This window comes from Streptomyces cynarae, assembly GCF_025642135.1.
In the GTDB taxonomy this organism is placed as follows: domain Bacteria; phylum Actinomycetota; class Actinomycetes; order Streptomycetales; family Streptomycetaceae; genus Streptomyces; species Streptomyces cynarae.
Map to the genome: position 1 here is coordinate 5,979,402 of NZ_CP106793.1, position 20,531 is coordinate 5,999,932.

The window sequence follows — 20,531 nt, forward strand, 5'->3', positions numbered from 1 at the left end:
TCAGAGGTCCCCCGCGATCGTGTTGCGCTCGCTGGGCTGCACGTACACCAGTCCGTCCCCCTCGAAGCGGATCTGGAAGGCCTCGCCGCCGCCCTCGCCGAGGAATGTGCGGAAGGTCACGCCCGACTGGAACGACTGCCGCAGGTTCCCCTGGTGCGCCACGTACGCGCCCGGGTCGACGGTCAGCGGGTACTGCGCGCTGACCCGCAGCACCACCGCCGGGCCGTCCGACATGATCGCCGCTTGGCCGTGGCCCTCGACCGTCGTCGTGAACAGGCCGTTGCCCTGCGAGGCGCCGCGCAGGCCGGTGAACGTCGTGCCCGTGCGCAGGCCGGCGTCCGTCGCGAGGAGGTTGCTGGACTCGACGAACAGCTTGTCCCCCTGGAGGCTGACGAGGTTGATCTCGGAGGCCCGGTCCGCGAACCAGCACGTCCCGTGCCCCCTCACCTCCATCACGGTCATCTGCTCGCCGGTGAGCCGTCGGGTCACCATCCCGCGGATCCCCTCGCCGCCGCCGGTGAGCTTCTTGAAGGTCATCTGGCCGTCGTACGCGACCATGGAGCCGTTCTTCGCCTTCACGCCGTCCCCGGTCATGTCGACGGCCAGCACCTTGCTGCCTTGGAGTCGGAACATCGCCACGGAGCGAAGGTAACGGCCCGGTGGGTGGAGCGGACAGAGCCCGAAGGTGGATCCGCACCCTGAGCCCACCCCTAGGGGTGTCCGGCGGTCGGGTATAGGGACGAGTCGGCGTGTGGCCGACACCCCGTACCCCCGTGCCCGGCCCGCCGCGTCCCGGATGTCACAATGGGCGGGCGCTTGTGCGTGCGTTCACAAAGCGCCCGCCCCTTCCGGACGAACCTCCCACCGAAGGTGACCCGTGGACATAAAGACCGCCACCGCCCTCCGCCGGCTCCGACTGGTCTCGGCCCCCGAGGCCGTCTCCTTCCTGCTGCTGCTCGTCTGCTCGGTACTGAAGCGCACCACCGATTTCAACGCCGTGCCCGTGATGGGCTCGATCCACGGCGTCCTGTTCATCCTGTACGTGATCTTCTGGGCGGACGCCTGGAACCGCACCAAGTGGCCGTTGAAGACCGCCGCCGTCTACTTCGTCCTCTCGGTGCTGCCGACCGGCGGCTTCTTCGCCGAGCGCAAGCTGCGCCGCGAGGCCGAGGACGCCGTCATCGCGGCCCGCGCCCGCAAGGAAGGGATCGTGAACGCGTGATCGTCGCCTTCTCAGTGACGCCGCTGGGGGTCGGCGAGGACGTGGGGGAGTACGTCGCCGACGCCGTCCGGGTCGTACGGGAATCCGGTCTGCCGAACCGCACCGACGCCATGTTCACCTCGATCGAGGGGGAGTGGGACGAGGTCATGGACGTGGTGAAGCGTGCCGTCTCGGTGGTCGAGGAGCGGGCGCCGCGTGTCTCCCTGGTCCTCAAGGCGGACATCCGTCCGGGCGTGACGGACGGCCTCACCTCCAAGGTGGAGACGGTGGAGCGGCACCTGGCCGGCGAGTGAGGCGCCGCCGCCCGGCGACGGAAGGCGCGACCCCGGCCCCGGGGCCGGGGTTTTTTCACGCCCGCCCGGCGGACCGTGCCCAGGGGCCCTCGCTCAGCTCCCCTGCTCCACGTACTCCTTGAAGTGCTCCAGATCGCTGCGCACCAGCCGTTCGATGGCGCTCGCCTGGGCGAAGCCCCTCGGGCCGCCGAACGTCTCCCTGACCGCACCCGGGTCGTACGCGAGCCGCGCCTGCACCCGGGTGTGGTCCCTGTCGATCGACTGCAGAGAGAAGGAGCCCTTCAGCTCCGGTTCGCCCGTGGTGCGCCACTCCATCACGCGTTCCCCGCCGCGGTCGGAGACCTCCGCCTCGATCTCCCGGGCCCGGCCGCCCGCCTCGACGCCCAGATGCGCCCGGCCGCCCGCCTCCGTACGGGCGTCCCGCAGTCCGTCCACGAAGCGCGGATAGTTCTCCACCCGGTGCAGGCTCTCCCAGGCCGTGTCGATCGGAACTCCCACATCCACGTGCTCTTCGAGGGTGCTCATGGCTGACCTCCGCGTTCGGTTCGTCCCCCCTCCTGCCTTCTGCTTCCAGTGTGCGCCCGGCAACAGCCCGTGGACCGAAAAGCGAGACGGGGCTGACCAGCATGTGACCGGCCGGTAAGGTCGATGGCGTGCCGAAGCCCCTCAGTCTGTCCTTCGACCCCATCTCCCGCGCCGACGAGCACTGGAAGCAGCGGTGGGGAAACGTGCCGTCCATGGCCGCGATCACCTCGATCATGCGGGCGCAGCAGATCCTGCTGGCCGAGGTCGACGCGGTGGTGAAACCGTACGGACTGACCTTCGCGCGCTACGAGGCGCTGGTACTGCTCACCTTCTCCAAGGCGGGCGAGCTGCCCATGTCCAAGATCGGCGAGCGGCTCATGGTGCACCCCACGTCGGTCACCAACACCGTGGACCGCCTGGTCAGGTCCGGCCTGGTCGCCAAGCGGCCCAACCCCAACGACGGCCGCGGCACCCTCGCCTCCATCACCGACAAGGGCCGCGAGGTCTGCGACGCGGCCACCCGGGACCTGATGGCGATGGACTTCGGGCTCGGCTGCTACGACGCGGAGGAGTGCGCCGAGATCTTCGCGATGCTGCGTCCGCTGCGCATCGCCGCGGGGGACTTCAAGGAGGGCTGAGCGGCGGTCGTGCGGCGCCGGGGGTGCCGGAAGATCGACGCAAACCGGCCGTTACGCTCGGAGCCATGAAAAAGAGCGTGCTGACCCGCTACCGCGTGATGGCCTACGTCACCGGTGTGCTGCTGGTCCTGCTGACCCTCGGTGTCATCGCCAAGTACATCCTCGACGTGAACGGCGCGGCCGACTTCACCCGCGTCATCGGCATCGCCCACGGCTGGCTGTACGTCATCTACCTGGTCTTCGCCTTCGACCTGGGCTCGAAGGCGAAGTGGCCGGTCGGCAAGCAGCTGTGGGTCCTGCTCGCGGGGACGATCCCGACGGCCGCCTTCTTCGTGGAGCGCAAGGTCACCCACGAGCTCGAGTCGAAGATCGCGGAGGACGCTCCCGCGGTCGCCAAGGCGTAGCGGAGACCGCCGTACGGAGGCCGTGCGGCGGTCTGCCGTCGACATTTACTTGGACGTCCTAGTAAATTCGAGGGTATGGACGCTGACGCCATCGAGGAGGGCCGCCGACGCTGGCAGGCCCGGTACGACGCCTCACGCAAGCGCGAGGCCGATTTCACGACGCTCTCCGGCGATCCCGTGGAGCCTGTGTACGGGCCCCGGCCCTCAGACACGTACGAGGGTTTCGAGCGGATCGGCTGGCCCGGTGAGTACCCCTTCACCCGCGGCCTGTACCCGACCGGCTACCGGGGGCGGACCTGGACCATCCGCCAGTTCGCCGGGTTCGGCAACGCCGAGCAGACGAACGAGCGCTACAAGATGATCCTGGACGCCGGCGGCGGAGGCCTGAGCGTCGCCTTCGACATGCCGACCCTCATGGGCCGCGACTCCGACGACCCGCGTTCGCTCGGCGAGGTCGGGCACTGCGGTGTCGCGATCGACTCGGCCGCGGACATGGAGGTCCTGTTCAAGGACATCCCCCTCGGTGACGTCACCACCTCGATGACGATCAGCGGACCGGCGGTCCCCGTCTTCTGCATGTACCTGGTCGCCGCCGAGCGCCAGGGCGTGGACCCCTCCGTGCTCAACGGCACGCTCCAGACCGACATCTTCAAGGAGTACATCGCCCAGAAGGAGTGGCTCTTCCAGCCCGAGCCGCATCTGCGCCTCATCGGCGACCTGATGGAGTACTGCGCGTCCCGCATCCCCGCCTACAAGCCGCTGTCCGTCTCCGGCTACCACATCCGGGAGGCGGGCGCGACGGCCGCGCAGGAGCTGGCGTACACGCTCGCCGACGGGTTCGGGTACGTGGAGCTGGGGCTCAGCCGCGGGCTCGATGTGAACGTGTTCGCGCCGGGCCTGTCCTTCTTCTTCGACGCGCACGTCGATTTCTTCGAGGAGATCGCCAAGTTCCGCGCGGCGCGGCGCATCTGGGCGCGCTGGATGCGGGACGTGTACGGGGCGACGAGCGAGAAGGCGCAGTGGCTGCGCTTCCACACGCAGACGGCCGGGGTCTCGCTGACCGCGCAGCAGCCGTACAACAACGTGGTGCGTACGGCGGTGGAGGCGCTGGCGGCGGTGCTGGGCGGCACCAACTCCCTGCACACCAACGCCCTGGACGAGACGCTCGCGCTGCCGTCCGAGCAGGCGGCGGAGATCGCGCTGCGGACCCAGCAGGTGCTGATGGAGGAGACCGGGGTCGCCAACGTGGCCGATCCGCTGGGCGGTTCTTGGTACGTGGAGCAGCTGACGGACCGGATCGAGGCGGACGCGGAGAAGATCTTCGAGCAGATCAAGGAGCGGGGCCTCAGGGCCCACCCCGACGGGCAGCACCCGATCGGGCCGATGACGTCCGGGATCCTGCGGGGCATCGAGGACGGGTGGTTCACCGGGGAGATCGCGGAGTCCGCGTTCCGGTACCAGCAGGCGCTGGAGAAGGGCGACAAGAAGGTGGTGGGCGTGAACGTCCACACCGGGTCGGTCACCGGGGACCTGGAGATCCTGCGGGTCAGCCACGAGGTGGAGCGGGAGCAGGTGCGGGTGCTGGGCGCCCGGCGCTCCGCTCGGGACGACGTGGCGGTGCGTGCGGCTCTGGACGGGATGCTGGCCGCTGCGCGGTCCGGCGCCAACATGATCGAGCCGATGTTGGATGCGGTTCGGGCCGAGGCGACGCTGGGCGAGATCTGTGACGCGTTGCGGGACGAGTGGGGGGTGTACACGGAGCCGGCCGGGTTCTGAGTGCGGCCGGGTGGGGGTGCCCCTGCTTGCTTCCGCCCCCGCCCTTCCCGCCCCTGGGGGCGCAGCCCCCGGCCCCTCCCGGGGCTCCGCCCCCAGACCCCTTGCCGGGGGCTGCGCGGGCCCGTCGGCCCGTCGGCCCGTTGCGGGGGCTGCGCCCGTCGGCCCGTTGCCGGGGGCTGCGCCCGTCGGCCTGTTGCCGGGGCTACGCCCGCTGGCCCGTTGCCGGGGGCTGTGCCCGTCGGCCTCTTGCGGCGGGCTGCGCCTGTCGTCCCGTTGCGGGGGCTGTGCCCGCCGGCCCCTTGCCGGAGCTGCGCCTGTGGGCTGCTTGCGGGGGCTGCGCCCGCCGCCCCTTGCCGGAGCTGCGCCTGTGGGCTGCTTGCGGGGGGCTGCGCCTGTCGGCCTCTTGCGGGGGGCGCCTGTTGTCCCGTTGCGGCGGGCTGCGCCTGTCGTCCCGTTGCGGGGGCTGCGCCTGTCGGCCTCTTGCGGGGGGGGGCGCCTGTTGTCCCGTTGCGGCGGGCTGCGCCGGGCCTGCTTGCGGGGGGCTGCGCCTGTCGGCCTCTTGCGGGGGCTGCGCCTGTCGTCCCGTTGCGGCGGGCTGCGCCTGTCGTCCCGTTGCGGGGGCTGTGCCCGCCGGCCCCTTGCCGGAGCTGCGCCTGTGGGCTGCTTGCGGGGGCTGCGCCTGTCGGCCTCTTGCCGGGGGTCGCGCCCGCTGACCTGTTGCCGGGGGCTGCCCCCGGCCCCCTTGCCCCTGCCGGGGGCTGCGCCGCTCGGTCCCGGGTGGGGTGCGCTCCCAGTCCTTCGATGTCGGTCGTCTGAACGGCCTCGCGCTCAATCGGCGGGCGGGCTTGCCGCAGTCAGCCCGAGCAACAGGACCCGGGTGAGACCCCGCACCCACTCCTCGTCCGCCGGGCGGGCGCTCACCAGGGTGCGGTGGACCACCGCGCCTGCCACCATGTCGAAGATCAGGTCGGCCGTGCGGGCCGCCCCCTCCGGGTCGGTCTCGGGAGGCAGCTCGCCGCGGGCCGTCGCGCGGGCGCGGCCCGCCAGGACCAGGCGTTTTTGGCGGTCGACGATGGAGGCGCGGATCCGTTCGCGCAGGGCGTCGTCCCGGGTGGACTCCGCCACCACCGCCATCAGGCCGCTCTTGGCGTCCGGGCGGTCCAGGATCGCCGCGAACTGCAGCACCACGCCCTCGATGTCCGCGGCCAGGCTGCCCCGGTCCGGCAGCTCCAGCTCGTCGAAGAGTTCGGCCACCGCGTCGACCACGAGTTCGTTCTTGCCCGCCCAGCGGCGGTAGAGGGTCGTCTTCGCCACCCCCGCCCGTGTCGCCACGTCTCCCAGCGTGAGCTTCGACCAGCCCAGCTCGACCAGCGCCTCGCGCGTCGCCGCCAAAATCGCGGCGTCCGCGGCGGCGCTGCGGGGGCGCCCCGGACGGCCTGCGGACGGGCTGCTCTGCATGTCAGTGACCATATCCGGCCCAGGCAATGGCGATATCTGTCCGTCGTGTGAAGTGGTGAGGGAGATCACCGGCGGACTGGCCACAGCCACGCCCGGAGACAGTTACGCTACGACTCGTAGCGAAAGCGTACGCGCACCGTGCGTGCCGTGTTCGCGAGCGACGACCACTGGCGCCGGGTGGGGACCCGGCCACCGAGCACGACCCGCCGGGCGCAGTCCCGGGCACGGCTTTGACCATGCTTTTCACAGCGGCGTACGGAAGGGGGAGGATGTACTCATGCAGCCACGGAACATGTCCATGAGCGGAGTCGTCGACCTCGCCGCGGTGAAGGCAGCCCAGGAGGCGAAGGCGAAGGCGGAGCAGGCGCGCGCCGAAGCGGCCCGGCAGGGCGGGGGAGGGGCGGTCTCCCCGGCCGACCTCGTCATCGACGTCGACGAGGCGGGGTTCGAGTACGACGTCCTGCAGCGGTCCACCGAGGTGCCCGTCGTCATCGACTTCTGGGCCGAGTGGTGCCAGCCCTGCAAGCAGCTGAGCCCGGTCCTGGAGCGGCTGGCCGTCGAGTACAACGGCCGGTTCGTGCTCGCCAAGATCGACGTCGACGCCAACCAGATGCTGATGCAGCAGTTCGGCATCCAGGGGATCCCGGCCGTCTTCGCCGTCGTCGCCGGGCAGGCGCTGCCCCTCTTCCAGGGCGCCGCCCCCGAACAGCAGATCCGCGCGACCCTCGACCAGCTCGTCCAGGTCGCCGAGCAGCGCTTCGGTCTGACCGGTCTGACCGTCGACCCCGACGCCGAGCCGGGCGGCGCCCAGCCGGCCCCTCAGACCCCGGCGGGCCCTTACGACGCCTTGCTCGAAGCGGCCGTCGAGGCGCTGGACGCGGGCGACTTGGGCGGTGCGATCCAGGCGTACAAGAACGTGCTGAGCGACGACCCGGGCAACACGGAGGCCAAACTGGGCCTCGCCCAGGCCGAGTTGCTGCAGCGGGTGCAGGGGGCCGACCCGCAGCAGGTACGCAAGGAGGCCGCGGAGAAGCCCGGTGACGTGGCGGCACAGATCGCCGCGGCCGACCTGGATCTGGTGGGCGGACACGTGGATGACGCGTTCGGGCGGCTCATCGAGACGGTGCGGCGAACGGCGGGGGACGACCGGGACGCCGCACGGCTGCGGCTGCTGGAACTCTTCGAGGTGGTGGGCGCCGACGACCCGCGCGTGACGGCGGCGCGGAGGGCGCTCGCGAGGGCCTTGTTCTGACCAGTCGCTAAACGCCCGGGGTTGTGATGCCCGGGTGAAAGATTTGCCGACAGAGGTTGACGGCGGCCGCGCTTTACCAAATCTTGGTAATCGCGGCCGCTGTTACTGCGAGTAAGACGGGCCCGTTGTTCTGTGGGGTTCTGTCCGCTCTTCAACCGTTTCGCCATCTCCCTTTGTGCCACGAAGAGTTGCCGGGCGATGCCGGGCGGTCGTCGGGTGGTTATCCGGCCGTTACTAGTGAGTAACGAACCCCCTTGCGGGGGCGGCGAGAATGCACCACGATCGGCCACGCTCGGTCCATCGCCGTACCCGACACCCAGCCGGGGCAACGGCTTTTCGTGGGTCCCCACCGGGCAGGAGCCGGCGGCAGTGGCGTCGGCTCTTGGACAGGGGGGTCTCCGCCGCGGCGGAGCCTGTCCGGAGGTTGTGCGTGATGTGTGTCAGGCGCGACCAGTGGTTGTCGCTCGGGGGTGATCGCCGGTGATTGGGGCGCGGTTCGCGCCTCCGAGCGCGGGCGCTCTCCTTCCCGAGGACGTAGCACTTCTCCCATCCCTGCCCGGCCAAGCCGCCGACCGGCAGCGAGCCGGGATCAGGAGATGTACGTCCGAGAAGGAGGAAATATGGAGTCCCAGGTGCGTGGCGGGACCAGATGGAAGCGGTTCGCTGTGGTCATGGTGCCCAGCGTCGCCGCGACAGCAGCAATAGGTGTCGCCCTCGCGCAGGGCGCTCTCGCCGCGTCGTTCAGCGTGTCGGGGCAGGATTTCAAGGTGACCGCCGGCCAGTTGGTCGGCACCGGCTTCACCCAGTACGGCGCGCTCGACACCGGCAAGGGCCTCGACGGCAAGGACCAGGCACACCCGGTGGCGGTCTCGGCGTTCAACCACGCCACCATCACCAAGATGTGCCAGTCCGTGGTCACCCCGATCCCGTTCCTGAACAAGAACGTCACCTTCAAGCTGACCGCGGGTGACAAGGGCAAGGACGTCGAGGCGGAGCAGCTCTTCATCGACGTCGCCGACCTCGACTCGACTCAGGCCGAGTTCAGCAACATCGACATCGGCGTCGCGGCCGGGAGCGTCACCAAGGGCCCGAAGCCCAAGGCCGACGAGATCCAGCAGCAGAAGACGAGCCCCTACGGGTTCGCCCAGCAGGCCGACAAGGCCGTGCTGACCGATGTGAAGCAGACGGCGTGGGCGACCACCGCCGGCACCTTCAAGCTCGCCAACCTGCACATGGGACTGCAGTGGGGCAGCGGCGAGGGAATCGAGTGCTACTAGGCAGTCGGTGACGGGCGAGGGAGCCACCGGTCTCCCCCGCCCGTCGTCTCTCTGCCCTCGTCCCCGCCCCACCACCCACCGCAGCACCTCCCCTCACCACAGCAACACCGCTCCAGGGAGCTATTCGATGAACGCCGAGTCGCCCGCGCAGAACGAGCACCATCTCCGCGTCTTCCGGCAGCGCTTCCGCGACTGGCGGGGCGCCCGTCCGTTCTGGGCCGGCCTCTTCGTCCTGTTCGGCGGCTTCCCGATCATGTATTTCCCGTACGCGCACATAAAGATCGGTGCGCTCACGGTGGCGATGGCGACCACTGCGGGAGCCGGGTCACTGATCATCGGCGTGCTCCTGGTCGTCCTGGGCCTGACGCTGTGGTTCCAGCAGCACGTACGGGTCTTCGCGGGCGTCGCGGCGATCCTGCTGGCGCTGGTGTCCATCCCGGTGTCCAACTTCGGCGGCTTCGTCGTCGGCTTCCTGTTCGCCCTCATCGGCGGGGCGATGGCCGTGGCGTGGGCGCCGGGACCGCCGCCCGAGCCGCAGGCGGCGCAGGAGGCCGGCATGGGCGAGGGTGGCGCCCCCGGGGCCGTGGACGGTGCGGGTCTGCCGAACGATCTGTCAGGAACGAGCCCGGCCAACGGGGCGAACGGGAGGCACAGTGCCGGCTGACGAGGTGACTCACGGGGCTGACGCGGATGCGTCCCGTGTGAGAACCGGGCCGCGCCACGCGGCCCCCAGGAAGCCGCTGTTCACCAGGTTCCACATGCCGGCCGGGAAGGCGATAGCCCTGGCGGCGATGCCGACGGCGGTCCTCATGGGGATGGGGCTCACACCGACGCTCGCCCGTGCCGCCGACCACACGCCGTCGTCCAAGAACCTGACCGTCGACGAGTACCAGAAGTGCGTGGAGGCCCTGGACAACTCCAAGGACGCCTCGTCCTCGCCTTCGCCGTCGTCATCCGCTTCGGCGAGCCCCTCGAAGTCCGCCGACACGCCGGAGCCGACGTCCTCGGCGTCCCCGGAGGGGACTTCGGGGAAGGCGTCGGGCACCACGTCGGGCAAGACCTCTTCGTCGGATTCAGGTTCCGACGACAAGGCCGTGCCCACGCCGTCGAAGAGCACGTCCGGTACCTCCTCCGGCGGCGGTGCGTCCACGCCGAGCCCGTCGGCCTCCGCGAGCGGCGGGAACCTGCTGGAGACGATCGGCGACGCCATCACGGGCGTCTTCACCGGCGGCTCCGGGTCCGGTTCCGGCTCGTCCGCGAGCCCCTCGGCCACGCCGTCCCCCTCGGCCTCGGCGTCCGCCACGAAGGGCACCGCCGCGCCGAAGGACCTGTCCGGCACCGTCAAGGACACGACCGGGAAGGTCACCGGCACGGTCAAGGACACGGTGAAGGGCGCGACGAAGGCGGCCTCCGAGGCGACCAAGGCGGCGGGCGACACCGTGAAGGCGGCCGAGTCCGCGGCCGCGAGCCCGTCCCCGAGCTCCGGCACATCTGCCGAGGACTGCCCGGCGGCGACCGATGACGAGGGCGGCGTCGAGAAGATCTTGTCCCTGCCCGACAAGCCGTGGCACCTGCAAGCCAGCTCGCTGCTGCTCAAGGGCGCCGACTACCAGGGCGTCGTCAAGGTCCGCACCGCGAACGGCACCATCAAGAGGGTCCTGAAGTACGTCATCTCCGACGGCACCGAGATCGGCGACCTGCACCAGCTGGTCGACGGCCCCAACGGTGTGACGTACCACGTCCAGGGCGCCAAGGGATCGAAGTCCACCATCACCGGCGGCAAGACGGTGATGTACACGGAGAGCATCTCCGGCAACCTGCTCGGCCTGATCCCCGTCACGTTCAGCCCGGACAACCCACCGCCGCTCAACATCCCGCTGATCTACTTCACCAACGTGAAGGTGACCCAGGCCGGCCAGTTCGGTGGAACGCTGACCATCCCGGGTATGCGTCAGTACGTCACCGGCGCGAACTGAGCGCCTCTTAAGACCCGTTCGGGAGCCGCACACAGAGGGCGCCCCCCGCCGTACGGCAGGGGGCGCCCTCGCGTGTGTCAGTTGCGTCCGCCCTCGCCCAGGTGGTGGACGCGGACCATGTTCGTGGTGCCGGGGACGCCGGGCGGGGAGCCGGCGGTGATCACCACGATGTCGCCCTCGTTGAACCGGTTGAGCTTGACCATCTCCTGGTCGACCAGCTCCACCATCTCGTCGGTGCTGTTCACGAACGGCACGATGTGCGACTCCACGCCCCAGCTCAGCGACAGCTGGTTGCGGGTGGACTCGTCCGTGGTGAACGCCAGGATCGGCTGGGCCGCGCGGTAGCGGGACAGCCGGCGGGCGGTGTCGCCGGACTGGGTGAAGGCCACCAGGCCCTTGCCGCCGAGGAAGTCCGCGATCTCGGCCGCGGCGCGCGCCACCGAACCGCCCTGCGTACGCGGCTTCTTGCCCGGAACCAGTGGCTGCAGGCCCTTGGAGAGCAGTTCCTCCTCGGCCGCCTGGACGATCTTCGACATCGTCTTGACCGTCTCGATCGGGTACGCGCCCACGCTGGACTCGGCGGAGAGCATGACCGCGTCGGCGCCGTCCAGGATCGCGTTGGCCACGTCGGAGGCCTCTGCGCGGGTCGGACGGGAGTTGGTGATCATCGACTCCATCATCTGGGTCGCCACGATCACCGGCTTGGCGTTGCGGCGGCACAGCTCGATGAGCCGCTTCTGCACCATCGGGACCTTCTCGAGCGGGTACTCGACGGCCAGGTCGCCGCGGGCGACCATCACGCCGTCGAACGCCATCACGACGTCCTCCATGTTCGCCACCGCCTGCGGCTTCTCCACCTTGGCGATGACCGGGACGCGGCGGCCCACCTCGTCCATGATGCGGTGGACGTCCTTGACGTCGTTGGCGTCCCGCACGAAGGACAGCGCGACCATGTCGCAGCCCATGCGCAGCGCGAACCGCAGGTCCTCGACGTCCTTCTCGGACAGCGCCGGCACGTTCACCGCGGCGCCGGGCAGGTTGATGCCCTTGTGGTCGGAGATGACGCCGCCCTCGATGACGATCGTCCTCACCCGGGGGCCCTCGACGTCCAGGACCTTCAGCTCGACGTTGCCGTCGTTGATCAGGATCTGGTCGCCCTTGGAGACGTCCCCCGGCAGGCCCTTGTACGTCGTGCCGCAGATCGACTTGTCGCCCGGCACGTCCTCGGTGGTGATGGTGAACTCGTCACCGCGCACCAGCTCGACCGGACCCTCGGCGAAGGTCTCCAGGCGGATCTTCGGGCCCTGCAGGTCGGCGAGGACGCCGATGGCCTTGCCGGTCTCGGCGGACGCGGCACGGACGCGGACGTACCGGCCCTCGTGCTCTTCGTGCGTGCCGTGGCTGAAGTTGAAGCGGGCCACATTCATGCCGGCTTCGATCAGCGAGACGAGCATCTCGTGGGAGTCGACCGCGGGGCCGAGAGTACAGACGATTTTCGAACGGCGCATGGGGGCGATCCTATCGGTTTGTTTCGCTACGGAATATTCCGTCTGGCGGAAAATACAAATGGGCGGGTTCGCGCTCAGGCGAGAGCCGTCGAATTTCTTCAGTTGCCCTTTCCGGTGCCCTTGCCGACCAGTGCGTAGGTCTGCGTGGCGATCTCCAGTTCCTCGTCGGTCGGCACCACCGCGACCGCCACCCGCGCGGACACGGGCGAGATCAGCCGCGGCTGGTCGCCGCGCACGGCGTTCAGGTCGGCGTCCACCGCCAGGCCCAGGCCCTCCAGGCCCGCGACGGCGGCCTCACGCACCGCTGCGGCGTTCTCGCCCACACCCGCCGTGAAGGCGACCGCGTCCACCCGGCCGAGTACCGCGTAATAGGCGCCGATGTACTTCCTCAGTCGATGGATGTAGATGTCGAAGGCGAGCCGCGCCTCCTCGTCGCCCTCTTCGATCCGCCGGCCGATCTCCCGCATGTCGTTGTCGCCGCACAGACCGAACAGACCGCTCCTCTTGTTGAGAAGAGTGTCGATCTCGTCCATGGACATTCCGCCAACACGCTGCAAATGGAAGATGACGGCCGGGTCCAGGTCACCCGAGCGCGTCCCCATCACCAGACCCTCGAGCGGGGTGAGCCCCATGGAGGTGTCCACGCACTTCCCGCCCCTGACCGCCGAGGCGGACGCCCCGTTGCCCAGGTGCAGCACGATGACGTTGACGTCCTCGGGCGCCTTGCCCAGCAGCTTCGCGGTCGCCCGGGACACATACGCGTGCGAGGTCCCGTGGAACCCGTACCGCCGGATCCGGTGCCGGTCCGCGATCTTCGTGTCGATCGCGTAACGCGCCGCGTGCTCCGGCATCGTCGTGTGGAACGCCGTGTCGAAGACGGCGACCTGCGGCAGGTCGGGGCGCAGCGCCATGGCCGTGCGGATGCCGGTGAGGTTGGCCGGGTTGTGCAGCGGCGCGACCGGGATCAGCCGCTCGATCTCGGTGAGCACGGCGTCGTCGATGACGGTGGGCTCGGTGAAGAACATGCCGCCGTGCACCACGCGGTGGCCGATGGCGGCCAGCTCGGGCGAGTCGACGCCCAGCCCGTCCCTGTCCAGCTCCTCGGCGACCGCCTTCAGGGCGGCCTGGTGGTCGGCGATCGGCCCGTTCTGCTCCCGGGTGTCGCCCGTGGTGAGCGCCGTGTGCTTGATCCGCGAGGTCTGCTCGCCGATGCGCTCGACGAGGCCCACGGCCAGCCTGCTGCCGTCACGCATGTCCAGCAGCTGGTACTTCACGGAGGAGGAGCCGGAGTTCAGGACGAGGACACGGGACGGGCTCACTGGGCGGTTGCCTTCTGCTCGGGGGTCTGGGCCTGGATCGCCGTGATGGCGACGGTGTTGACGATGTCGGAGACGAGGGCGCCCCGGGAGAGGTCGTTGACGGGCTTGCGCAGGCCCTGCAGGACCGGTCCGACGGCGATCGCGCCGGCCGAGCGTTGCACGGCCTTGTAGGTGTTGTTGCCGGTGTTCAGGTCCGGGAAGATCAGCACCGACGCCTGCCCGGCGACCTCCGAGCCCGGCAGCTTGGTGGCCGCGACGCTGGGCTCGACGGCGGCGTCGTACTGGATCGGACCCTCGATCTTCAGATCGCTGCGGCGCTGCCGCACCAGCTCGGTGGCCTCGCGCACCTTGTCGACGTCGGCGCCGAAGCCGGAGCTGCCCGTGGAGTACGACAGCATCGCGATCCGCGGCTCCACCCCGAACTGCTCGGCGGTGGCGGCCGACTGGATGGCGATGTCGGCGAGCTGCTCGGCGTTCGGGTCCGGGTTCACGGCGCAGTCGCCGTAGACGAGGACCTTGTCGGCGAGGCACATGAAGAAGACCGAGCTGACGATCTTCGCGTCCGACTTGGTCTTGATGATCTCGAAGGCGGGCCGGATGGTGGCGGCCGTGGAGTGCACGGACCCGGACACCATGCCGTCGGCGAGCCCCTCCTGGACCATCAGGGTGCCGAAGTAGTTCACGTCGGAGACGACGTCGTACGCCAGCTCGACCGTGACCCCCTTGTGGGCGCGCAGCGCCGCGTACTTCTCGGCGAAGGCGTCGCGCAGCTCCGAGGTGGCCGGGTCGATCAGCTGCGAGTCGCCGAGGTCGATGCCGAGGTCGGCGGCCTTCTTGCGGATCTGGTCGACGGGCCCGAGCAGCGTGAGGTCGCACACCCCGCGGCGCAGCAGCACCTCCGCGGCGTGCAGCACCCGCTCCTCGGTGCCCTCCGGGAGGACCACCCGGCGCTTGTCGGCGCGGGCCTGCTCCAGCAGCTTGTGCTCGAACATCATCGGCGTGAGCCGGTCGCTGCTCGGCGCGGACACCCGCTTGTTCAGATCCACGGTGTCGACGTACCGCTCGAAGAGCCCGAGCGCCCGCTCCGCCTTGCGCGGGGTGGCCGCGTTCAGCTTCCCCTCCATGGAGAAGAGCTGCTCGGCGGTGGGGAAGCTGGTGCCGGACACCGAGAGCACCGGGGTGCCCGGGGCGAGGCGCGCGGCGAGGGCGAGGACCTCGTCGCGGGGCACCTCGTTCAGCGTCAGCAGCACACCCGCGATCGGTGGGGTCCCGGCGCTGTGCGCGGCCAGTGAGCCCACGACGAGGTCGGCACGGTCGCCCGGGGTGACCACCAGGCAGCCCGGGGTCAGGGCGGCGAGGAAGTTCGGCAGCATGGCACCGCCGAAGACGAAGTCGAGGGCGTCGCGCGCGAGGCCCGAGTCGTCGCCGAGCAGCACCTTGGCGCCGAGGGTGTGGGCGATCTGGGCCACGGTCGGCGCCGAGAGGGCGGGCTCGTCGGGAAGCACGTAACAGGGCACCGGGAGCCGGGAGTCGAGCCCTTCGGCGATCTCGTCGCGGTCGTCGCGGGCCACCCGGTTGACGACCATGGCGAGAACGTCGCAGCCGAGCCCCTCGTAGGCGCGGTAGGCGTTCGCCGTCTCGGCGCGCACCGACTCCGCGGTCTGCCGGCGGCCGCCCACGACCGGGATCACCGACGCCCCGAACTCGTTGGCGAGCCGGGCGTTGAGGGACAGCTCGTCCGGGAGCTGGGTGTCGGCGAAGTCGGTGCCGAGGACGAGGACGACCTCGTAGTCGCGGGCCACCGCGTGGAACCGGTCGACCAGCGTGGACACCAGCTCGTCCACCCCCCGCTCGGCCTGGAGCGCGGCCGCCTCCTGGTAGCCCATGCCGTACACGGTCGCCGGGTCCTGGGACAGCCGGTACCGGGCGCGCAGCAGCTCGAAGAGGCGGTCGGGGCCGTCGTGGACGAGCGGACGGAAGACGCCGACCCGGTCGACCTGCCGGGTCAGGAGCTCCATGACTCCCAGCTCGACGACCTGGCGGCCGTCGCCGCGGTCGATCCCGGTCACGTACACGCAGCGCGTCACGCGTGCTCTCCGTTTCGTCTCTCGAGGGGGGTGGTCTTGACCGATTCCGAATGCTTTTGTGGAGTTCTGCGGAGGCTGAAAATCCTCCACGCGGGTGAGCAGAACCCTCTTGACAATACCCCTGGGCGCGGATAGGGCGCCCCTCCGGTACCAGGGATCGAGGGCGGGTATGCGCGATCGGCACCGGCCTGTGAGCCGTGAAACAATCGGACTGGCTCACCGGTATCGACAGCGAGCAGGAGACACAGCACGATGCGCATCGGAGTACTCACCGCAGGCGGCGACTGCCCGGGCCTGAACGCAGTGATCCGGTCGGTCGTGCACCGAGCGGTAGCGCAGTACGGCGACGAGGTGATCGGCTTCGAGGACGGCTACCGGGGTCTTCTGGACGGCCACTACCGCACCCTCGACCTCGACGCCGTGAGCGGCATCCTCGCCCGTGGCGGCACCATTCTCGGCTCCTCCCGGCTGGAGCGCGACCGGCTGCGCGAGGCCTGCGAGAACGCCTCGGACATGATCCGCGACTTCGGCATCGACGCCCTCATCCCGATCGGCGGCGAGGGCACCCTGACGGCGGCGCGCATGCTCTCGGACGCGGGCCTGCCGGTCGTCGGCGTGCCCAAGACGATCGACAACGACATCTCGTCCACGGACCGCACCTTCGGCTTCGACACCGCGGTCACCGTGGCCTCCGAGGCCATGGACCGCCTGAAGACGACGGCCGAGTCGCACCAGCGCGTGATGGTCGTGGAGGTCATGGGCCGCCACGCCGGCTGGATCGCGCTGGAGTCGGGCATGGCGGCCGGCGCCCACGGCATCTGCCTCCCCGAGCGCCCCTTCGACCCGGCCGACCTGGTCAAGATGGTCGAGGAGCGCTTCGCCCGCGGCAAGAAGTTCGCGGTGGTCTGCGTCGCCGAGGGCGCCCATCCCGCCGAGGGCACCATGGACTACGGCAAGGGCGAGATCGACCAGTACGGCCACGAGCGCTTCCAGGGCATCGGCACGGCCCTCGCGTACGAGCTGGAGCGGCGGCTCGGCAAGGAGGCCAAGCCGGTCATCCTCGGCCACGTCCAGCGCGGCGGCGTACCGACCGCCTACGACCGGGTGCTCGCCACCCGTTTCGGCTGGCACGCGGTCGAGGCCGCGCACCGCGGCGAGTTCGGCAGGATGACGGCGCTGCGCGGCACCGACGTGGTGATGGTGCCGCTGGCGGAGGCGGTGACCGAGCTGAAGACGGTACCGAAGGACCGGATGGACGAGGCGGAGTCGGTGTTCTAGAACACCGGGTTCGTCGTTCTGGAACACCGGGTTCGTCGCTAGGAGTTCCTCTCGACCGTCTCCCAGAAGATCTCCACCACGCGGTCGAGGTAGTCGCGGCCGGCCTCACCGGCGTCGGCCGCGGCGGAGCCCGCGCCCCAGTTCAGCGTGGCGGTCATCCGCCCCTGGTAGTCGGCGTGCATCTCCTCGAGGACGTCCTCGACGAGCGGCCGCTTAAGGGGCAGCATTTTGCCGACCTGGCGGACGTACGCCTGCCAGCGGGTGGTGACCGCGCCGCGCAGCAGCTGGGCGAGCCGGCCCCCGCGCCCGGTCACGGTGACGAAGTCGGGCAGGGACAGCTGGAGCACCTCGGCGAGGGCGGCGGACTGCCGGTCGTTGCCGCGCCAGGCGTCCGCCTCCTCCATCCGCACGTAGGCGAGGAGCTCGAGGCCCACGGCGTCCGCCACGTCCTCCTGTGCGAGCCCGCGCGCGAGACGGTGCTCGCGCAGGGTGCGGGGCGCGCCGATGAGTTCGCCCGGGGCACACCACAACACGCCCGCGAGCGCGGTCAGTTCGTGCGGCCTCGGAGTGGCGGCCCCGCCCTCCCAGTCGATCACGAGGTCGGGTGTGACATGGGGGAGCCCGTACGAGGAGCGCATCGTGTGGGCGACGTGCTCGGGTGCCATGCCCAGGGCCACCCGGAGGCGGCGGGCGGCGGCGGCGTCGAAGGGCGGGGTGGGTGGGTGCGGTTGCCGGGCCTGCGGTGGATGCACGAGCACAAGGTAGAGCGCCTGGGCTCATGCGACTACGGACTGTTCGGCCATACTCACGCATCGTAGGAACGTACGGCTCCGTGCCCTGCCCGGCGGGAGCGGCTACCGCCCCCGCTCCGCCGCCGTCACCCACCGGTACACCAACTCCGGCCGCCCCACCTGCCCGTACAACGGGCTCCGCCCCGCCCGACCCGCGTCCACCAGGTGTTCCAGATACCGCCGGGCAGTGATCCGCGAGATCCCCACGGCTTCGGCGACGCCCGCCGCCGTGAGCCCCTCCTCCGCGTCCCGCAGCACCCCCGTCACCCGCTCCAGTGTCGGGGCGCTGAGCCCCTTGGGCAGCGCCGCCGGACCCGGGGCCCGCAGGGTGGCCAGGGCGCGGTCGACCTCGTCCTGGCCGCTCGCCTCGCCCACCGCCTCGCGGAACTCCGCGTACCGCACCAGCCGGTCCCGCAGCGTCGCGAACGTGAACGGCTTCAGCACGTACTGCACGACTCCCAGGGAGACGCCCTCCCGCACCACCGCGAGATCCCGCGCCGAGGTCACCGCGATGACGTCCGCGTGGTAGCCGGCCGCCCGCAGGGAGCGCGCCAGTTGCAGACCGTGCACGTCGGGCAGGTGCAGGTCCAGCAGGAGGAGGTCCACCCGCGTGCGCTCCAGGGCGCGGCGCGCCTCTGCTCCCGTGGCGGCCTTGCCGACCGCCGTGAAGCCCGGGACCCGGCCCACGTACATCACGTGCGCGTCGGCGGCGACCGGGTCGTCCTCCACGACCAGGACGCGGATGGGCTCGGTCATGCGTCACCTCCGGACGCGGGCGCGGTGGGGGTGCGTCTCATGCGTCACCTCCGGACGCGGGCGCGGTGGGGGTGCGTCTCATGCGTCACCTCCGGACGCGGGCGCGGTGGGGGTGCGTCTCATGCGTCACCTCCGGACGCGGGCGCGGTGGGGGTGCGTCTCATGCGTCACCTCCGGACGCGGGCGCGGTGGGGGTGCGTCTCATGCGTCACCTCCGGACGCGGGCGCGGTGCGGGAGCCTCTCATGCGTCACCTCCGGGCAGGGCGGTCTCGGCGGCCGGTGACGTCCGCGGCGCCGCAATGGCCGCCCCCACGGTAGGCAACGGCACCCGGGCCTCGAACTCCGCCCCGCCTCCGGGCGCCTCCGAGACCGTGAGGGTGCCGTCGTGGCGGCGTACCGTCTGGCGGACCAGGGCGAGGCCCAGGCCGCGGCCGCCCGGGGCGGTGGCGGGCTTCGTCGACCAGCCGCGTTCGAACACCGACTCCGCGTGCGCGGGGTCCACACCGTCCCCGGTGTCCGACACCCGCAGGACCAGGTCCGGGCCCTCCGTGTACGCGGTCACCGTCACCCGGGCGCCTACCGAGCCCTGGGCCGCGTCCACCGCGTTGTCGATCAGGTTGCCGAGGATCGTCACCAGGTCCCGGGAGGGGAGGGAGGGCGGCAGCAGACCGTCGTCGATGCTGCTGTCCTCCGACACCACCAGCTCCACGCCCCGCTCGTTCGCCTGCGCCGCCTTGCCGAGCAGCAGTGCCGCCAGCACCGGCTCGTTGACCGCTGCGACCACCTGGTCGGTGAGGGCCTGCGCCAGTTCCAGCTCGGCCGTGGCGAAGTCGACCGCCTGCTCGGCGCGGCCAAGCTCGATCAGTGAGACCACCGTGTGCAGCCGGTTCGCCGCCTCGTGCGCCTGGGAGCGCAGCGCCTGGGTGAAGCCGCGCTCCGAGTTCAGCTCGCCCGTCAGCGCCTGCAGCTCGGTCACGTCGCGCAGGGTGACGACGGTGCCCCGGCGTTCGCCGCCGGAGACCGGGGAGGTGTTCACCACCAGGACCCGGGTCGCCGTCAGATGCACCTCGTCGACCCGGGGCTCGGAGGACAGCAGCGCGCCCGTCAGCGGGGCCGGCAGTCCGAGCTCCGCCACCGAGCGGCCCACCACCTCGCCGCTCACCCCGAGCAGCTCCCGGCCGCCGTCGTTGATCAGCGCCACCCGGAACTGGCCGTCCAGCATGAGCAGGCCCTCGCGCACGGCGTGCAGGGCGGCCTGGTGGTAGTCGTGCATACGGCTCAGCTCGGTGGCGTTCATGCCGTGGGTGGAGCGGCGCAGCCGGGCGTTGATCACGTAGGTGCCGATGCCGCCCAGGAACAGCGCGCCGACCGCGACGCCGGCCATGGCGGTCACCTGGTCCTGGACCCGGGCCGTGACCGTCTCGATCTTGATGCCCGCGCTCACCAGGCCGACGATGCGGCCGTCGTCCCGGATGGGGGTGACCGCGCGCTCGGACGGGCCCAGCGTGCCGGTGTACTTCTCGGTGAAGGTCTCGCCCTTCAGCGCGCGCTCGATATGGCCGCGGAAGTGCTCGCCGATGCGCTGGGGGTTGGGGTGGGTCCAGCGGATGCCCTGGGGGTTCATGATCGTGACGAAGTCCACGCCCGTGTGCCGCTGCACCTGGAGCGCGTAGGGCTGGAGCGACCTCGTCGGGTCGGCGGTGCGGATCGCCGCCCGGACCGACGGGGAGTCCGCGACCGAGCGGGCCACCGCCGTCGCCTGCCGGTCGGCCGCCTGGCGGGCCTGGCTGTGGTCGCTGACGTAGGTGAAGAGCGCGTACCCGGCGACGAGCACCGCGATCAGCACGGCCTGCATGGCGAACAGCTGACCTGCGAGGCTGCGGGGTCTCGGTATGTGGGGCACACGCATGGGTTCAGTCTGCCTCGCCGTTCCCGCTCTCCGTATAAGCGAGAACTAAATGAACGGAAGG

The 20,531-nt window shown here is 70.7% G+C and carries 19 protein-coding genes; 10 read left to right on the forward strand and 9 right to left on the reverse strand.

From position 1 onward, the window contains the following. Window positions 1-633, reverse strand: coding sequence for an AIM24 family protein (locus N8I84_RS27325; RefSeq protein ID WP_263234903.1), 633 nt, complete (start codon window positions 631-633; stop codon window positions 1-3). 244 nt (window positions 634-877) lie between these two features. Here N8I84_RS27325 and N8I84_RS27330 point away from each other — a divergent pair, with 244 nt between their 5' ends. Beyond that, window positions 878-1,222 carry a DUF3817 domain-containing protein gene (locus N8I84_RS27330; protein ID WP_263232135.1) on the forward strand — a complete coding sequence of 115 codons (345 nt, stop codon included), beginning with the start codon at window positions 878-880 and terminating at the stop codon, window positions 1,220-1,222. Beyond that, window positions 1,219-1,515 carry an MTH1187 family thiamine-binding protein gene (locus tag N8I84_RS27335; RefSeq protein ID WP_263232136.1) on the forward strand — a complete coding sequence of 99 codons (297 nt, stop codon included), beginning with the start codon at window positions 1,219-1,221 and terminating at the stop codon, window positions 1,513-1,515. Before N8I84_RS27330 ends, N8I84_RS27335 begins: the two co-directional genes overlap by 4 nt. A 93-nt stretch (window positions 1,516-1,608) precedes the next feature. Here N8I84_RS27335 and N8I84_RS27340 read toward each other — a convergent pair whose 3' ends face one another. Next, window positions 1,609-2,040: an SRPBCC family protein gene (locus N8I84_RS27340; protein ID WP_263232137.1), complete on the reverse strand. Its 432-nt coding sequence runs from the start codon at window positions 2,038-2,040 to the stop codon at window positions 1,609-1,611. A 128-nt stretch (window positions 2,041-2,168) separates the two neighbouring features. Between N8I84_RS27340 and N8I84_RS27345 the strand changes: the two genes are divergently transcribed. The 3 genes from N8I84_RS27345 to N8I84_RS27355 all read left to right on the forward strand — a co-directional run bounded on the left by N8I84_RS27345 (window position 2,169) and on the right by N8I84_RS27355 (window position 4,858). Then, complete coding sequence (locus N8I84_RS27345; protein ID WP_263232138.1) at window positions 2,169-2,678, forward strand: MarR family winged helix-turn-helix transcriptional regulator; 510 nt, start codon at window positions 2,169-2,171, stop codon at window positions 2,676-2,678. A 65-nt stretch (window positions 2,679-2,743) separates the two neighbouring features. Further along, window positions 2,744-3,082, forward strand: coding sequence for a DUF3817 domain-containing protein (locus tag N8I84_RS27350; protein ID WP_103838639.1), 339 nt, complete (start codon window positions 2,744-2,746; stop codon window positions 3,080-3,082). Window positions 3,083-3,157: 75 nt separating this feature from the next. Continuing rightward, window positions 3,158-4,858 (forward strand): acyl-CoA mutase large subunit family protein, encoded by a 1,701-nt coding sequence (locus N8I84_RS27355; RefSeq protein ID WP_263232139.1) that lies wholly within the window; start codon window positions 3,158-3,160, stop codon window positions 4,856-4,858. An 828-nt stretch (window positions 4,859-5,686) separates the two neighbouring features. Here N8I84_RS27355 and N8I84_RS27360 read toward each other — a convergent pair. Beyond that, window positions 5,687-6,316, reverse strand: a complete 630-nt coding sequence (locus tag N8I84_RS27360; protein ID WP_263232140.1) for a TetR/AcrR family transcriptional regulator — start codon at window positions 6,314-6,316, stop codon at window positions 5,687-5,689. A 277-nt stretch (window positions 6,317-6,593) separates the two neighbouring features. Between N8I84_RS27360 and N8I84_RS27365 the strand changes: the two genes are divergently transcribed. The 4 genes from N8I84_RS27365 to N8I84_RS27380 all read left to right on the forward strand — a co-directional run bounded on the left by N8I84_RS27365 (window position 6,594) and on the right by N8I84_RS27380 (window position 10,821). After that, window positions 6,594-7,568 (forward strand): tetratricopeptide repeat protein, encoded by a 975-nt coding sequence (locus N8I84_RS27365; protein WP_263232141.1) that lies wholly within the window; start codon window positions 6,594-6,596, stop codon window positions 7,566-7,568. A 620-nt stretch (window positions 7,569-8,188) separates the two neighbouring features. Continuing rightward, window positions 8,189-8,845: a DUF6230 family protein gene (locus N8I84_RS27370; protein WP_263232142.1), complete on the forward strand. Its 657-nt coding sequence runs from the start codon at window positions 8,189-8,191 to the stop codon at window positions 8,843-8,845. Between the two features lie 127 nt (window positions 8,846-8,972). Further along, window positions 8,973-9,509 carry a DUF6114 domain-containing protein gene (locus N8I84_RS27375; protein WP_263232143.1) on the forward strand — a complete coding sequence of 179 codons (537 nt, stop codon included), beginning with the start codon at window positions 8,973-8,975 and terminating at the stop codon, window positions 9,507-9,509. Next, complete coding sequence (locus tag N8I84_RS27380) at window positions 9,499-10,821, forward strand: hypothetical protein (protein ID WP_263232144.1); 1,323 nt, start codon at window positions 9,499-9,501, stop codon at window positions 10,819-10,821. Before N8I84_RS27375 ends, N8I84_RS27380 begins: the two co-directional genes overlap by 11 nt. A 77-nt stretch (window positions 10,822-10,898) precedes the next feature. Here the strand turns inward: N8I84_RS27380 and pyk are convergent, their stop codons facing one another. The 3 genes from pyk to pta form a co-directional block, all read right to left on the reverse strand. Further along, window positions 10,899-12,329 carry a pyruvate kinase gene (gene pyk, locus N8I84_RS27385; protein ID WP_263232145.1) on the reverse strand — a complete coding sequence of 477 codons (1,431 nt, stop codon included), beginning with the start codon at window positions 12,327-12,329 and terminating at the stop codon, window positions 10,899-10,901. A gap of 98 nt (window positions 12,330-12,427) precedes the next feature. Next, entirely contained in the window at window positions 12,428-13,648 is a 1,221-nt protein-coding gene (locus N8I84_RS27390; protein ID WP_263232146.1) for an acetate kinase, read from the reverse strand. Further along, a complete protein-coding gene (gene pta / locus N8I84_RS27395; RefSeq protein WP_263232147.1) occupies window positions 13,645-15,735 on the reverse strand; it encodes a phosphate acetyltransferase in 2,091 nt (696 codons plus the stop codon). Before pta ends, N8I84_RS27390 begins: the two co-directional genes overlap by 4 nt. Before the next feature lie 252 nt (window positions 15,736-15,987). Here pta and N8I84_RS27400 point away from each other — a divergent pair, with 252 nt between their 5' ends. Then, complete coding sequence (locus tag N8I84_RS27400; protein WP_263232148.1) at window positions 15,988-17,013, forward strand: ATP-dependent 6-phosphofructokinase; 1,026 nt, start codon at window positions 15,988-15,990, stop codon at window positions 17,011-17,013. Between the two features lie 38 nt (window positions 17,014-17,051). Here the strand turns inward: N8I84_RS27400 and N8I84_RS27405 are convergent, their stop codons facing one another. The 3 genes from N8I84_RS27405 to N8I84_RS27415 form a co-directional block, all read right to left on the reverse strand. Then, window positions 17,052-17,771 (reverse strand): helix-turn-helix domain-containing protein, encoded by a 720-nt coding sequence (locus N8I84_RS27405; protein WP_263232149.1) that lies wholly within the window; start codon window positions 17,769-17,771, stop codon window positions 17,052-17,054. Between the two features lie 96 nt (window positions 17,772-17,867). Continuing rightward, entirely contained in the window at window positions 17,868-18,560 is a 693-nt protein-coding gene (locus tag N8I84_RS27410) for a response regulator (protein WP_200419382.1), read from the reverse strand. Window positions 18,561-18,802: 242 nt separating this feature from the next. Then, the gene (locus tag N8I84_RS27415) at window positions 18,803-20,470 is read right to left on the reverse strand and encodes an ATP-binding protein (protein ID WP_263232150.1); all 1,668 of its coding nucleotides are present in this window, start codon (window positions 20,468-20,470) and stop codon (window positions 18,803-18,805) included. Between the last annotated feature and the right edge of the window lie 61 nt (window positions 20,471-20,531).

Coding starts and splice junctions, on each gene's coding strand:
- N8I84_RS27325 (WP_263234903.1), bottom strand. CDS start 633: ATGTTCCGACTCCAAGGCAGCAAGGTGCTGGCCGTCGACATGACCGGG.
- N8I84_RS27355 (WP_263232139.1), top strand. CDS start 3,158: ATGGACGCTGACGCCATCGAGGAGGGCCGCCGACGCTGGCAGGCCCGG.
- N8I84_RS27360 (WP_263232140.1), bottom strand. CDS start 6,316: ATGCAGAGCAGCCCGTCCGCAGGCCGTCCGGGGCGCCCCCGCAGCGCC.
- N8I84_RS27340 (WP_263232137.1), bottom strand. CDS start 2,040: ATGAGCACCCTCGAAGAGCACGTGGATGTGGGAGTTCCGATCGACACG.
- pyk (WP_263232145.1), bottom strand. CDS start 12,329: ATGCGCCGTTCGAAAATCGTCTGTACTCTCGGCCCCGCGGTCGACTCC.
- N8I84_RS27415 (WP_263232150.1), bottom strand. CDS start 20,470: ATGCGTGTGCCCCACATACCGAGACCCCGCAGCCTCGCAGGTCAGCTG.
- N8I84_RS27365 (WP_263232141.1), top strand. CDS start 6,594: ATGCAGCCACGGAACATGTCCATGAGCGGAGTCGTCGACCTCGCCGCG.
- N8I84_RS27375 (WP_263232143.1), top strand. CDS start 8,973: ATGAACGCCGAGTCGCCCGCGCAGAACGAGCACCATCTCCGCGTCTTC.
- N8I84_RS27400 (WP_263232148.1), top strand. CDS start 15,988: ATGCGCATCGGAGTACTCACCGCAGGCGGCGACTGCCCGGGCCTGAAC.
- N8I84_RS27410 (WP_200419382.1), bottom strand. CDS start 18,560: ATGACCGAGCCCATCCGCGTCCTGGTCGTGGAGGACGACCCGGTCGCC.
- N8I84_RS27370 (WP_263232142.1), top strand. CDS start 8,189: ATGGAGTCCCAGGTGCGTGGCGGGACCAGATGGAAGCGGTTCGCTGTG.
- N8I84_RS27350 (WP_103838639.1), top strand. CDS start 2,744: ATGAAAAAGAGCGTGCTGACCCGCTACCGCGTGATGGCCTACGTCACC.